Genomic DNA, 13,378 nt, shown 5'->3' with positions numbered 1-13,378 from the left:
CATGAGCAGTTCCTGGAACTCCGAGAGGCCCCACGAAGCCGAGCCCGGATCTTCACCGTCCCGCCAGACGACTCCCTGACCACCGCGGCCATCCTCACGATCGCCCGCCGACAAGTTCCTCCAGGCCCGAGACGAAGTCGATGCCGCAACCTACCTCCAGCCGCTCGTCGACGAAGCCGCGGCCATCAACCACGCCGTCAGCTACCCCCTCCGCCGACAAGTCGGCACCTCCTTCCCCCTCCAAGTGGTCCTGGGAGGCCACCGCCAAGCACTCGGCGGCCAGGCCACCCACGAAGAGATCATCGAGCGGCACGACGCCGACCTTGCCCGAGCAAGGCAGTCGTGACCGAACTCGGCCAGGTAGGTTCGAGGCCGTGCGGCAGTCATTCCGGAAGAGAGGAAGCCTCACCTACAGCGGCGAGCAGTTGGAAAGGCCACTCGGGATCGGCCTGACCGATGACCAATGCGACCCAGCGGCCGGACGACCGCAGCCGCCAAACTCGCATATCGCCCGCGACTCCGCACAGGAATCCCAACGGCTCGGGCGCCACGAAGTCGGGGTCGGGGTTGTCGAACCCGAGAAACGGCCACAGATCGACGGACTCGGGTTCACCCCAGCGGCCGGTCAGAACAGCAGTCAGCGTCGCGAGATCGGTTTCGATCTCTTGCTCCGCCGCCTCGACGATCTCCTCGCTGCGGTTCTCCCAGAAGTCCTGGCTCTCTTGAAGCACGGCAAGGTGATATCCAGGGCCGCCCCAACTACTCTCCTTCCCCGGCCTCTCCTCTACTCGGGGGAACGGCAACGCACTCAGGCGGTCGATGACCAACAGGCGATCCTCGGTGGACCCTGGCAGGTGGTACTGGCTCGGCATGCGCGAAGCCTAGCCAGGGGGTCCCACACTGCCGCAGCACGAGCGCTTCCCCGCGGTGACAACAAACCTGTCCGCGTGACAACTAACATGTCCCGGCACAATGCCACTGGCCGGCCGAGCAAGCGCCCCGTGCGCGGTTGCCTCTGCGCTTGCTGCTGGGCTTGCTACTCGGGGTTGCCTCAGCCCCTCCGGGGATCACAGTGCTTCCGCAGCTCAGAGCGCATTGTCCATAGGCCGGCGGACGCCGACTACTTCTGCCTGGGCACTTCGGCGGTGGCCGGGAGAAGTCCATGCGCTGGAGCGTCGCCGGACAGGAAGAGGAGGGGAGTAGGCGCGCAGAGCAGGAGCGGGGAGAAGATCCCGGCAACCTGATGCTGCGTGCCGACGGCGTTGGTGGTTGTCCGCTGCGCGGTGGCCCGGCGGCCCCGCTTCGCGGCGCCACCGGCGCGAGGAGGAGGGTGGAGAAGGAAGGACGGGGCAGGCACGGGGGCCAGGTCGCCGGATGCACGACCAGCACGACCAGCACCACCGCACCGGTCAACCGGCCACACCTCCGCTCCCGCTGGTGGCCGGCTGCACCGGGCCGGACAGTAGGCCGTGCCGGGCCCGGACCTACAGCTCGGTCCACCCGCACGCCCGCCCGCCCCGGGCGCCGAGCGGGTGCCAGATCGGCGCGGCCGGCCCGCGCTGCACAGGTCCCCGGCGGCTAGCAGTTAGCCGCAGGTCCGCCACTGCCGAGCGCACCCTGAAGGCTGGCGGCCGACGCGCGAAAACCGGTGGCAGGTGGCCCAACTACCGCAGGACGATGAGTGCGTGGCTGCATACCTATATAACCGGCATGTCGCGGATGACGAGTATCGTCAGCGTGCTCGCCGACACCGACCGAGTTCTCTGCTCCCGCTGGTTGCCGCGGCGGCCGTCAGGTGGGGCCAGCCTGGGCAGCAGCACCCCTGGCTGCAGAGCCCGTACCGGAAGTACACGCCGTGGGCCCTGGCGGACATCGCCCGCGTCGCGCTCACCTTCGGCACCGAGTTCCACCGGGCCGAGGCCACCGAAGCCGACCTGCTGAAGATCCTCTGCGCGTATTCGCAGCTGAAGGACCTCACCCTCCACAACGATGATGGTGACCCGAGTGTGCGATTGCGGGACTTCCTGATGCGCAGCTTCGGCGAGCAGTTCGTCTGGCAGGCCCCGGATGCCACCAACCTTGCCCGCACCGGCGCGATCTTCCGCGACACCGCGTTCCCCGAGCACCGCACGCCCCAGGTGCTGGTCTCGGGCTGGGACACGGACCTGCTGGGCTGCACCCTGACCGACTACATCGGCGTCACCCAGACTCTGTGGGCCGTCGCGATGCACTCGCAAGGCCGCTTCGATCCTTCCTACCTGGACGCCCCCCAGGCCGCCGATATCTACGACATCATCGACCGCACCACGCTGCTGAACACTGTTGAACGACACTTCGCCACCGACACCGACGCGTTCAGAGCTGCTGAACGCGACATTGCCGAGCGCGTAGCGAAGACCCCCGGCGCCTCCCACCCCCAGCTGCGCCGCTTCACGCACAACCCGCTCCTGACGCGCCCGGCTGTCACCGGATTCGGCGACGCCTGGCTGCTGTGTCCCGTCCCGCAGCTCGTCCACCGCAAGGCCGGCCCGGCCGGTCTCTATTTCACGGGCTTTGCCAGCCACGGTCAGAGCTTCAGCATCGAGACCGGGTACCTCTTCGAACAGTACGTAGGCCGTCAGCTGCGCCTGCTCGCGGATGCCGACGTGCTTCCGGAGATCACCTACCTGGTGGGGAAGAAGCAGAAGAGGGAGAGTGTCGACTGGATCGTCGTGTTCGACGACCTCGTCCTGCTTGTCGAGGTCAAGGCATGCATGCCGACGGAGAATGCCCGCCTCGGCCTGGCCTTCGGTGTGGAGGAGACCATCCGAAAGATCGGCAAGGCATACGAGCAGATCAACCGGACCGAGGATCTGATCGCCAACGGACGCCCAGCCTTCGCAGCGGTACCGAAGGACCGGCCTCGCCACGGCATCGTCGTCACTCTGGAGCCGTTTCCTATCGCCAACGCACCCTTCCCTGCCCCCGGCCTGCCCACCACCGCTCTGCCCGTCACCGTCGCCAGCGCGCAGGAGATCGAGTACCTGGTCATGCTCACCGACACCTCGGCGTCCACTCTCCTCCTAGCACGGGCCGCCGACCCGGAGCAGTCGACGTGGAGCCTCGACGCGGTCCTCGCCCATCACAGCGCGGACCGCAACCCGATCTTGGACGACGTCTGGAATTCCTACCTCTGGTCCTCGGCCAGCCGCGCTCGTCGGCAGGCCCAGTAGGCGCCGCCCGGCGGTCCCCGCCGGTCCCGCTTCCCGCCTACAGCTTCGTCCACCCGCACGGCCGCCCACCCCGGGTGCCGAGCGGGTGCCAGATCGGCGCGGCCGGGCCGCGCTGGACCAGGTCCTCGATCCGGGCGGCGCCGGCCGGGACGGCGGTGAGCATCTCGGCGACGGCCGGGTTCTCCTCGGCGGCCAGCCGCAGGTCCGCCACCACTGACCGCGCCTGGGCCGCGCCGGTGCCGACCAGGACGACCAGGAGCCGGGGGAAGGAGCGCCAGCGCCGCTCCCACGCCCGACCCCGACCGTCCGGGCCCGGCTGCTCCCACACCCGGGCGCAGGCCGCCAGCTGCGCCGCGGTCTGTTCGGCACCGGTGCCGGGGCGGTGGCGTTCGATGAAGGCGCGCAGCCGGTGCCGGTCGTCGCCGGTGCCGGCGGTGTAGGCGAGTTCGGCGGCGGGCCGGTACACCCCGGCGCCGGCGGACAGCTGGGGTGCGGGGACGAGGTCGAGCGGTCCGCACGCCTCGCCCCGGGTGCGGGCGTCGGCGACGAAGGCCGCGTGGATCCGGCCGACGTCGAGCAGGTGCTCGCGCCCGAGCCGGACCGCGAACTGCTCGGTGTCCGGTGGCGGCGGGGCGGCGGGCCTCGGGGAAGGTGTCCGCGACGGCGCAGCCGGCCGCCGTGAGGTGCCACGCCTTTGCCCGGCCGGCCTGCGGCAGGGTCACGAACTCCGTCAGGCCCTCGACCTGCAGACGGGTCAGCCGCTTCTGCGTCTGCTTGATGAGGGCGGCGCCGCCATGCAGCTGGTGGAGCTGCTCGGCGGTCGCGAGCGTGAAGCGGTGAAGCGTCACCAGGACATCGTGGTCGGTCTCCAGATCCCCGTGCACGAAAGTGCTCCCTCATTCCGAGGCACGGGAATCTCCCGTGCTCGGAGAATGGAACCCCATGAAACTCACCGGATTTCTATCCACCAATGCTGTCCGTTCATAACGATTTGATAACTCTCGCCATCAAGACAACCGGTCCCCTCACCGGTCCGAAATGCGGTCCGTAATCCCGTCCGCCAACCAGTCCCCATCTCGGGGCCCCCGTTGGTCCGGTCGGCACGTCTCTGACCTGCTGGGATATCCATCAAGGTGCCCTGGTGAGTTTCCTTGGCGGCCTATCAAGGAAATTCACCAATACCTTGGTGACTCTGGTGAGTTTGCCGGGCCGCTTCCGTTCCCCCTGCCGTTTCCCCCTCCGCTGCCCCTACCGGGCATTTCGAGCCCGAGGGGCGAATCAGCCCAGCTCAGGGCCCGAATCCGGGCCGCGCCCCCGTTCTGACAACCCTCTTCTCCCGTCTTTCTGCTTTTGGTTTTGGTTTGTGGTTGTGGCGTTGTCGGTTGGTCGGTTCGGGTTGTTGCACCTGCGGTGGGCTTCTCCTTTTCTCGCGTCCGGCTGGTGCCGGCCGCTTGCTGGTTGGGGGGTGGCGGCGGGGGCCGGAGAGGGGCAGTTGGAGAGGGTGCGGCGCGCGGCTCGGAACGGGCTTGGCCGCTGTCAGGAGTGCCGGATATCCCGGAGAGGCACAGCCGACCACGACCACCGGGAGACACCCGTGAGCACCCCCCAGAGCCCCGCCCAGCCCGGCGACAACGACGGCCAGGCCGACGCCGTCGAACCGGCGCAGCCGTCCCGGCCAGGGCGCACCGCCTACCGGCGCGGTGCCGCCAACCCGAACGGCTCGACCACCGCGCTGCGCGCCGACGTCCTCGGCGCGCTCGGTGTCCTCAAGGTCGCCACCGCCGACCAGCTCCAGCGCCTGCTGCGCCCCCGGGTGGCGTCGAACACCGTGATTCGGCAGGCGCTGCGCGATCTCGCGCTGCACGGCCTGGCCGCCTCCGACGGCAACACCCGGGACCGGCACAAGACCTGGCGGCTGGAGGGTACAGCCGGACTGGAGGCGGCCGGGCAGGTGCTCGGCCTGCCTCGCTCCGACATGGGATCGACGGCCCGGGGCGCAGGGCGCTCCGGTGCCCAGCACGCGATGGCGGTCAACGAGACGATCACCGCGTTCGTCCTGGGCGGCACCGCGTCCGGGGCCGCGGGCGGGGTCGGCACCGTGACCGACTGGGCGACGGAGGTCGAGTTCCTGCTGCCGGGCGGGCGGCGCAAGGTGCGCCCGGACGCGGTGTGGCAGGCCCCGGAGATCGGGGTGCCGGTGCTGATGGTGGAGGTCGACCGCTCGACGATGTCGCCGGAGCGGGTCGCCGCGAAGTTCCCCCGGTATCGCGAGCTGTTCCGCACGAAGGTGAAGAGCATCGACCCGGCGCTGGCCGACGGGGAGCCGGCCGACCGGATGGTCCACTGGTGGCGCCGGACCTGGCCCGGCCACACCCGGCCTGGCTACCCGCCCGTCGCCCTGGTCGTCACCGGCGCCGGACCCGTCGCCCTGGCCAACCGCCAGGAGGCCGTGGCGGACCTGGCGCGCGATGCCTGGGGCGGGCAGTGGTGGACAGTGCCGCAGGACGACAACGACGGCGACGGCTGGCGCGAGTACGACGACGCCGTGCCCGTCCTCGCGACCACCCTTGAGCTGCTGGCCGAGCACGGCTCCCTCGGCCCCGTCTGGTGGCGCTACGGCCGCCCCGGCCGGCACTCCCTGCTCGACGCGCTGGAGAACCCGAACAACCGCGCCGCCTACAACCAGCGCCAGAAGGCCCGGGAGAAGAAGGCCCGCCAGGAGCACCGAGAGTGGATGTGCACCCTCGCCTGCGCCGAGTGCGGCAACGTCCCCAAGGAGGAGAGCACCTGGCACTACGGCCCCGACGGACGACAGGTGGAGTGGACCCGCCAACCCGGCGGCCGCTGCTGGACCTGCCACCAGGAACACACCGAGCGCCTGGAGCGGGAGGCCGAAGAGCAGTTGGAGGCCGCCCGGGCGGCGAATGCCGCGCTGCGCCCGTGCTGGACGTGCCGGGGCTCGATCGGGGGGAAGGAGGGCTCGAAACTGGAGCTGCGGGAGAAGGCCGGCCCGGACCGGCTGGAGTGCCCGACGTGCGAACAGGACCGCGCCGCGAAGGACTTGGGCCCGCTGATGTTGCCGGTCCCTACCAAGCGCGAGCTGGTGGCCGCGCTGGTCTCCACTCCAGACGATCCGTGGTGGGAGGACTGCGTGCTGCACGCGAAGCTCTACCCGGTGAGGGGCCGTCGGATGACTCGGTGACTGCTGTTGGGATGGTCGCGTTGGCCGACGTGGCGCCGGCCAACGAGGCCTCAGGTACCGAGGTCTTGGCGTATGAGTTGGTGGAGGCGGTCGCGTAGGTGGCCGAGGTGGTCCTTCTGCTGCTGTAGGTCAGGCGGATCGGCGGGCATGGTCGCGACGTACTCGATGCTGACTCTGAGGGCGCGGAAGACAGCGTCGGCGGCGTCGATGATTCCAGGCGGTGCAAGGACGTGGATGCGCTGCCGGATGGCGCCGAGGCCGTGTGCTGTAAAGGCGTTCTGGGCGGCCGATCTACGGCGCTCTGGTGGCTCCGTAGATCGGAGGACATCCAGGAGGTCATGCGCGGTGCTCTCAAGGGCTGTCAAGAACTCGACGTAGGCATGGAAGCGTGCTTCGAACGCGCTTCTGTGGGCCTCCCACTGCCTGCGGCGCTGATCGCCTAGACGGGCAGCGAAAATCCCAAGGGCCACGCCCAGCAGTGCGCACACGGGGGCTATCCAGTCAGCCATGGGGGCGGGGTACCCGTTAGCACGGTGACTATGTGGGTGTGACCTGTTGGTTGTGGTGGGCGTGTTTTGGCCTTGCTCGCGGTGTTGTCTGGACCTTTGGTTGTGCCTGTTGTGCCTGTTGGGGGTGGTGGGGGTGGTGGCGGGGTCGGGTGTGGGGTGGGGTGTGGTGACTGTGTGTGGTGGTGGCTGTCGTCCGGTGCTGTCGTCGCCGTCTCGGGGGCGGGTGGGGTGGTGTGGGCGGGTTTTCGGGTGTGAATTCTGCCGGGTATTCCGCCGGGTTGTTTTGGCGGGTTGGTTGTTGGTGGTGGTGTGAATTCGGGTCGGAATTGTGGTGGCCGGGGGTGGTGGTGGGGTTGGTGTTCGGTTTGGCGGGGGTCGGGCTGGGTGCTTCTCGGTGGTTGCCGTCGGGTGGCCGCCGTCCGGGGTTGGCCGGGCGCTGGCGCCGCCGTCCGGGCCGTGCCGCTGTCCGGGCTGGTGCCCCTGCCTGGCCCGCCGTCCCTGATGCTGCGCCCCCTGCTCGGTGGCCGCCGTCCGGGCTGCCGGCCTCGGCGGCTCCCCGTCTCCCCGGCGCCTGCCTGCCCGTCCGCTGCTGGGCTCGGCCGTCGTCCTGTCGGCCGCCAGGTCGTTCCGCCGTTCCCGCCGGTGGCCGTGTCCGCCTCGCTGAGCGGCCGTTCGGGGCTGCGGCACCGCCGTTGCGGCTGGGCGGCTGGGTGGTCGTCAGGCCGCTGTGGAGGCCGCTCTGGTGGCGGCCTGCCCGCCGGGCGGAAGCACACTGACCCGCGCACACCCCATCGTTGATCGGTAGCGGGACGCCATCGTGCAGTGCCCCCCACGGCCAGACCCGCGAGAGGAGCACGCCCGACCTCGGGCCTGTCCGGTTCACCGGGCTGCCAGGGGGCGATGCCCTCGTCGTCGGGGCCTGCAACTCGCGCACCCGCACTGCGGGCCACGGCACCGGTGACGGCGCGACGCGGGCGTGCTGCGCCTGGGAAGCTGCCGTCTCCGCCAGTAGGACGATCTTGACGCCAGGCTGATACGTGACATCCCATATGTATACGCAATGCATGCGACCATCGGCCCGAATAGTGAAATTGTACCGATTTGGTCCTGCTGGATATCTTCTCTGGAATCCTCAAATTTAACTCAACTCGGGCGCCTGGTGGAGCATCTCCCGCCTAGTCTTTGATTCACCGAGAAGGCATGAAGCGCTTTCGCGGAAACGTAATCACCCATGGAACGGAGTAATTTCGTGCTCCTCCGTACAGCAAAGATCATGTCAGCACTCGCCCTGGCGATCGGGGTCGTCGGCGCCGGCTCGGTGTCCCCCGCTTCCGCGGCGGCCGCGCCGAACGCCCCCCGGGCCGTCGCAGGAGAGTTCATGCTGCAGAGCGCGGCCACGGGCGCTTGTCTGACCGCCACCAGTGCGGGCTACGGCTTCGCCGGCGTGGTGGCCCTCGGATGCAACCGCAACAACAACTCGCAGTGGTGGGCCCCCAACCAGGACAAGCTGGAGGAGGCCAACTTCCTGGGGACCTGCCTGGTCAATCAGAATGGCCAGGCCGGCACCGAGGATTGCAACGTTGGCAACCCGCACTGGTGGTACGGTTCGAACCCGTCCGTCGTCTGGTCCACCTCCGGCGGCTATCTCACTTCTTCGCGCCCCAACGTGTGGCTGGGCTCCAACCAGGGCAGCTCCAGCCAGTGGGTCCGGGTCTACTGACCACTCCTGGCCGGGTGGCTGGAATAGAATTTCGGCCACCCGGCCACAATTGCAGTTGAATCGGAGCGATTAAGTTCAGGCTCATTTGCCCGAACGCAATGGACCTGGCGGGGAAGGAATTCCATGACCGGCCCCGCCGCCGGGTCTGCGAGCAGGCGGGCCGGGCACCGGAGCCGACCGCCGGGGTGATCAACTGTGCCTGAATTCACTTTCCCGCCGCTGCGCCTCGGAGCCCTTTCGATTTCTCTGGTGGAATGGTTCCGGATTGCATTCATGGTTGCGATCGGCCGGGTTGGTGTCTCTGGTGGGTGCTGGCATTGATGGTTCGTCAGGTTCGGGTGTGGTGTTGCAGGTCGGTGGCGTTGGCTGGTGGTGTATCGCTGGTGTCATGACGGTGGTGCTCACTGGCTTGTAGCGGTGTCACGGGGCGGTATACCGCATCATCCGAGTGGTGTCATGAGTTCGGCTGTTCTTGCGTCGGGCGGGAGTAATTGTCAAGATCTGTGGATCCAGCCTTCCAGGCTGTGGTCGGTGTGACTGCGGTGCTCGGGCTTCTGGATCCAGGCGATGATGGCATGCATGTCGACCGGGCGGGTCGTGTCGACGTGCAGGGTCGGGCCGACCCGGAGGGGGCGAGCGGTGCGTCGCCAGCGCTCCCACTCGTCATCCGTCAGCAGGTCACCATGAATCGGATGGCGTGGGTGACGGGCTTCGAAGCGACGTCGGGCGGTCTCCAACGGGACGTCACACCAGATCTCCACCGCATCGGGGTTGTTGGCGCGGTTCAAGCCCCGCAAGACGAAGTCGCGAAAGTCGGTCGGCCAGCAGGATTCCAGGACGGCACCGGCAGGTGCGTCCGCCAGCAGTGCCCACATCGTGTCGCTGGCCGCAGCGCCGAGTGAGGCGTTCCAGCGTCGCTGCGGCACGTCGGCCCTTTCGGTGCCCAGCACGTCGGCGTGGGCCTCCTTGATCACGTCCTTGCTGAACAGCGACAGTCCCAGGTGACGGGACAGGGCGCGGGCCAGGGTTGTTTTCCCCGCGCCGGGCAGCCCGTTGACCAGAACAGCGATCGGGCCCCTCATGCCGCCACCTCCTCGGGGTGCTCGACGAGTTGGCCGCGTTCGAAGCGCGCGCCTGCGCGGACCAACGGGACCAGGTGGGCGCCGTTGACGGCCCGCCAGCGAGCCTGAGCCGACTCGACGAGCTTGAAGACCATGGCGAGGGCGGCGGCGCGGGAGCCGGCGCCCTTGGTGACCTTGGTCCGCAGGCGGACGGTGGCGAAGGTCGACTCGATCGGGTTGGTCGTGCGCAGGTGGATCCAGTGCTCCGCCGGGTAGTCGTAGAAGGCCAGCAGGACGTCCTGGTCGTCGGTGATCTTCTTGACGGCCTTGGGGAACTTGGCTCCGTAGAGCTTGGCGAACGTCTTGATGGCCCGCTCGGCGTGTTCGCGGTCCTCGGCGTTGTAGATGTCCTGGATCGCCTTCTTCGCCGCCGGCTGGGCCGACTTCGGCATGGCGTCGAGGACATTGGCCGTTTTGTGAACCCAGCACCTCTGTTCGCGGGTGGTGGGGAAGACCTCACGCAGGGCCTTCCAGAACCCGAGTGCGCCGTCACCGACCGCCAGCACGGGCGCGCGCATGCCTCGTCTCGCGCAGTCCCGCAGCAGCGAGGCCCAGGACTCGGCCGACTCCCGGTAGCCGTCGGCCATCGCCACGAGTTCCTTGGTGCCGTCCGCGCGCACCCCGATGACCACGAGGACGGCGGCCTTGGCCTCGTCCAGGCGTATGCGCAGGTGGATGCCGTCGACCCAGACGTAGACGTAGTCGGTGCCGGACAGGTCGCGTTCCTGGAACGCTTGGTGGTCGGCCTGCCACTGGGCGGTCAACCGGGTCACCGTGGCAGGCGACAGCCCCGCCGAGGAGCCGAGGAACTGCTCCATCGCCGGCACGAAGTCGCCCGAGGACAGGCCGTGCAGGTAGAGCAGCGGCAGAACCTCGGCGATCTTCGGGGACTTGCGGCACCACGGCGGCAGGATCGCCGAGGAGAACCGCTTGCGCTCACCAGTGGCCTCATCGACGCGCTTGTCGTTCACCCGCGGGGCCTTGACCTCGATCACGCCAGCGGCGGTGGTGACCTTCCGGGGCTGGTGGTAGCCGTTGCGGACCACCAGGCGCCGCCCGCTCTCGTCCTTCTCGTGGGCCAACTCGGCGATGTAGGAGTTGACCTCGGCCTCCAGAGCGGCGGCCAGCATCCGTCGGGCACCCTCACGAACGATCTCGTCCAACAAGGAGCTGTCTCGCGTCGAACCGTCGGCATTGACTACCGTGAGCACGGGCGTACCTTCCCGACCGACGCTGCAACGTCGGCCTACTCGATGACCATCACAGGATCATTCGGGAAGGTACGCCTTCTGCGTCCCTCCCGGAACCGATCCACAGGTATCGAGCATTGCTCGTCGGGCGGTACGTGGGGTGGGTGTGATCAGGGTGTCCGGGTTCTTCCCGGGCTCTTCGTGATCGGTGTCCCTTGTCGGGGGGTGTGGTGGCTGCCTCGTCCGCGCTGGCTGATGTCCTGCCTGTCGTGTCGGTGGACCGGCCGCTCTTGGTGGCGCGTCTGCTCGAGCTCGATTCCGTGGGGATGTTGACGACCGCGCATGTGTGCGTGGGTGCGCAGGCCGCCTCGGTGACGGAACGCACGGTGTGGAGATGGATCAAGGCGGCCAAGGACGAGGGCCGCACGGACCGCCGGCCACGTCCCAGGCTCGAACTGTCGCAGGAGGCATGGACCGTCCTGGCGCAGGCGGGCGGAACTGTCGCGGCGCTCTACCGGCATCTGAGGGCGACCGCTCCTGAGGGATCGACGGTGCCCTCGCTGCCGACCGTCCACCGGATGGTGAAGCGGGATCTGGAGGCGGGGCGGGAGCTTCCGCCCCGTCAGGTGGCGGCTCAGGCCAGGACCGGGCAGCGGGACCGCCAAGCGCTGGCCGACCTGGCGTTGGAGCGCCCGCGGGACGGTGGTGCCGCGGCTGTTCCCTGTATCCGGTCTGCCCGTGGCGAGCCGGCGGGTCCCGATCCCCTGGCTGTGTGGGCGCAGACGTTGGCTACCCACGAGAAGACACCGGCAGGGGAGCTGAGCGGCGTGCCGGGTGTCGTGCTCCCGGCGGGCGGTACGGTGGTCACCACCCAGGCGGTGCGGCAGGTGGCCGAGGCGCTCGGAGCGGCCGTCGCGGTTCCCTCTCTGTCAGCCTTGGGTGAGACGTCCCGCTTTGTCGGGTTAGCCTGAGAGGGCCCGAGTAGGAGTTCCATCCCTGATGACCAGCACCAATCCGTCCGCTGCCGACCCGGCTCCCAGGCCGAAGCGCCGCACGTTCAGTCCCGAGTACAAGCTGCGGATCGTCGCCGAGTACGACGCCGCGCCCAAGAACGAGAAGGGTGCGGTTCTGCGCCGCGAGCGCCTGTACCACTCGCACGTCACCGAGTGGCGGGCCGCGCGCGATGCCGGGGCCCTGGAGAACCTGGTCGACCACCGCACCAGCCCGGCCCGCCCGAAGAAGTCCGCCACCGAGGTCGAGAACGAGAAGCTGCGCCGGCAGGTGGAACGGCTGGAGAGGGAGCTCGCCCGGAACAAGGCAGCGTTGGAGGTCCTGGGAAAAGCGTCGGCGCTCTTGGAAATGATCTCCGAGAGCGCGGACTGAAGCACGCCGCGGACCCCGTCGTGGACGAGGCGTTCACCGCCGTCGAACACGAGCTCGGCACCACGGCCGCATGCCGGCTGACCGGCCGCTCCCGGGCCACCCACTACCGCAGGCTTCAGCCGACGCCCGCACGCAAGCCCAGGTCGCCCCAGGTCCAGCCATCGGCCCTGACAGCCGAAGAGCGCACTGCGGTACTGGAGTTGATGAACAGCCCCGAGTACGCCGAACTGGCGCCCGCGCAGATCTGGGCCCGTGAGCTGGACACCGGGCGCTACCACTGCTCGGTCTCCACGATGTACCGGATCCTGCGTGAGCGGGGGCAGTCCGGTGAGCGCCGCCGCCAGGCCACCCACCCGGCCAAGACGGTGCCCGAACTGGTCGCCGACGGCCCCTCGCAAGTCTTCACCTGGGACATCACCAAAGCTGCCGGCCCCAGGAAGGGCATCTGGTACCACGCCTACGTGATCATCGACATCTTCAGCCGCTACATCGTCGGCCACACCGTCGAACTGGCCGAATCAGCCGAGCGGGCGGAGGAGTTGATCCGCGAGACCATCGCGCGCAACGGCATCGTCCCCGAGACCGTGCACGCCGACCGGGGCACCTCGATGACCTCCAAGAAGGTCTCCCAGCTGCTGATCGACCTCGGCGTCACCCGGAGTCACTCGCGTCCGAAGGTCTCCAACGACAACCCTTACAGCGAGGCCCAGTTCAAGACCACCAAGTACATGTCCGACTACCCCGAGCGGTTCGACTCCCTGGCCCATGCCCGCGAATGGTTCGACGCCTTCATCTCGTACTACAACCACGAGCACAGGCACTCGGGTATCGGACTTCACACGCCCGCCAGCGTCCACTTCGGCACGGCGGAGGAGATCCGCGACCAGCGGTCCGTCACCCTCGCCGAGGCCTACGCGCGCCACCCCGAACGCTTCGGCCGCCGTCCCAGACCACCCGAGATCCCGAAGACGGCATGGATCAACGACCCCGCCAAGCGCAGGGAACCCGCACCACAAACCTCATAACGTCACGACCGTCTCA

General features: G+C 68.7%; 12 protein-coding genes. 6 read left to right on the top strand and 6 right to left on the bottom strand.

The window, feature by feature from the left end; all coding sequences use genetic code 11:
• Positions 1-94 precede the first annotated feature (94 nt).
• Together OG455_RS00135 and OG455_RS00130 are read right to left on the bottom strand one after the other, a co-directional pair.
• Positions 95-313 carry a hypothetical protein gene (locus tag OG455_RS00135; RefSeq protein ID WP_266288822.1) on the bottom strand — a complete coding sequence of 73 codons (219 nt, stop codon included), beginning with the start codon at positions 311-313 and terminating at the stop codon, positions 95-97.
• A 70-nt stretch (positions 314-383) separates the two neighbouring features.
• Positions 384-872, bottom strand: coding sequence for a hypothetical protein (locus OG455_RS00130; protein ID WP_266288820.1), 489 nt, complete (start codon positions 870-872; stop codon positions 384-386).
• Between the two features lie 813 nt (positions 873-1,685).
• Between OG455_RS00130 and OG455_RS00125 the strand changes: the two genes are divergently transcribed.
• Positions 1,686-3,212, top strand: a complete 1,527-nt coding sequence (locus tag OG455_RS00125; RefSeq protein WP_266288818.1) for a nuclease-related domain-containing protein — start codon at positions 1,686-1,688, stop codon at positions 3,210-3,212.
• Positions 3,213-3,249: 37 nt separating this feature from the next.
• On the opposite strand, the gene OG455_RS00120 is transcribed toward OG455_RS00125, so the two are convergent.
• Positions 3,250-3,678 (bottom strand): hypothetical protein, encoded by a 429-nt coding sequence (locus OG455_RS00120; protein ID WP_266288816.1) that lies wholly within the window; start codon positions 3,676-3,678, stop codon positions 3,250-3,252.
• Positions 3,679-4,806: 1,128 nt separating this feature from the next.
• Between OG455_RS00120 and OG455_RS00115 the strand changes: the two genes are divergently transcribed.
• Positions 4,807-6,414: a replication-relaxation family protein gene (locus tag OG455_RS00115; protein ID WP_266288814.1), complete on the top strand. Its 1,608-nt coding sequence runs from the start codon at positions 4,807-4,809 to the stop codon at positions 6,412-6,414.
• A gap of 50 nt (positions 6,415-6,464) precedes the next feature.
• On the opposite strand, the gene OG455_RS00110 is transcribed toward OG455_RS00115, so the two are convergent.
• A complete protein-coding gene (locus tag OG455_RS00110; RefSeq protein ID WP_266288812.1) occupies positions 6,465-6,923 on the bottom strand; it encodes a hypothetical protein in 459 nt (152 codons plus the stop codon).
• 1,273 nt (positions 6,924-8,196) lie between these two features.
• On the opposite strand from OG455_RS00110, the gene OG455_RS00105 reads away from it, so the two are divergent.
• Positions 8,197-8,643 (top strand): ricin-type beta-trefoil lectin domain protein, encoded by a 447-nt coding sequence (locus OG455_RS00105; RefSeq protein ID WP_266288810.1) that lies wholly within the window; start codon positions 8,197-8,199, stop codon positions 8,641-8,643.
• 494 nt (positions 8,644-9,137) lie between these two features.
• Here OG455_RS00105 and OG455_RS00100 read toward each other — a convergent pair whose 3' ends face one another.
• Positions 9,138-9,725: an AAA family ATPase gene (locus OG455_RS00100; RefSeq protein WP_266288808.1), complete on the bottom strand. Its 588-nt coding sequence runs from the start codon at positions 9,723-9,725 to the stop codon at positions 9,138-9,140.
• Positions 9,722-10,975, bottom strand: coding sequence for an IS256 family transposase (locus OG455_RS00095; protein WP_266288806.1), 1,254 nt, complete (start codon positions 10,973-10,975; stop codon positions 9,722-9,724). The genes OG455_RS00100 and OG455_RS00095 overlap by 4 nt, the downstream gene beginning before the upstream one ends.
• 209 nt (positions 10,976-11,184) lie before the next feature.
• Here OG455_RS00095 and OG455_RS00090 point away from each other — a divergent pair, with 209 nt between their 5' ends.
• From OG455_RS00090 to OG455_RS00080, 3 genes are read left to right on the top strand one after another with little or no spacing between them, the layout of a single operon-like run.
• Positions 11,185-11,925: a hypothetical protein gene (locus tag OG455_RS00090; protein WP_266288804.1), complete on the top strand. Its 741-nt coding sequence runs from the start codon at positions 11,185-11,187 to the stop codon at positions 11,923-11,925.
• Between the two features lie 28 nt (positions 11,926-11,953).
• On the top strand, positions 11,954-12,337 hold the full coding sequence (locus OG455_RS00085; protein WP_266288802.1) for a hypothetical protein: 384 nt from the start codon (positions 11,954-11,956) through the stop codon (positions 12,335-12,337).
• A 20-nt stretch (positions 12,338-12,357) separates the two neighbouring features.
• Positions 12,358-13,362, top strand: coding sequence for an IS3 family transposase (locus OG455_RS00080; protein ID WP_266288800.1), 1,005 nt, complete (start codon positions 12,358-12,360; stop codon positions 13,360-13,362).
• The last annotated feature ends 16 nt before the right edge of the window (positions 13,363-13,378 follow it).

This window comes from Kitasatospora sp. NBC_01287 (genome assembly GCF_026340565.1).
Lineage (GTDB): Bacteria > Actinomycetota > Actinomycetes > Streptomycetales > Streptomycetaceae > Kitasatospora.
The sequence above is the reverse complement of the archived record's forward strand: the minus strand, read 5'-3'. Positions and strand labels throughout refer to the sequence as shown.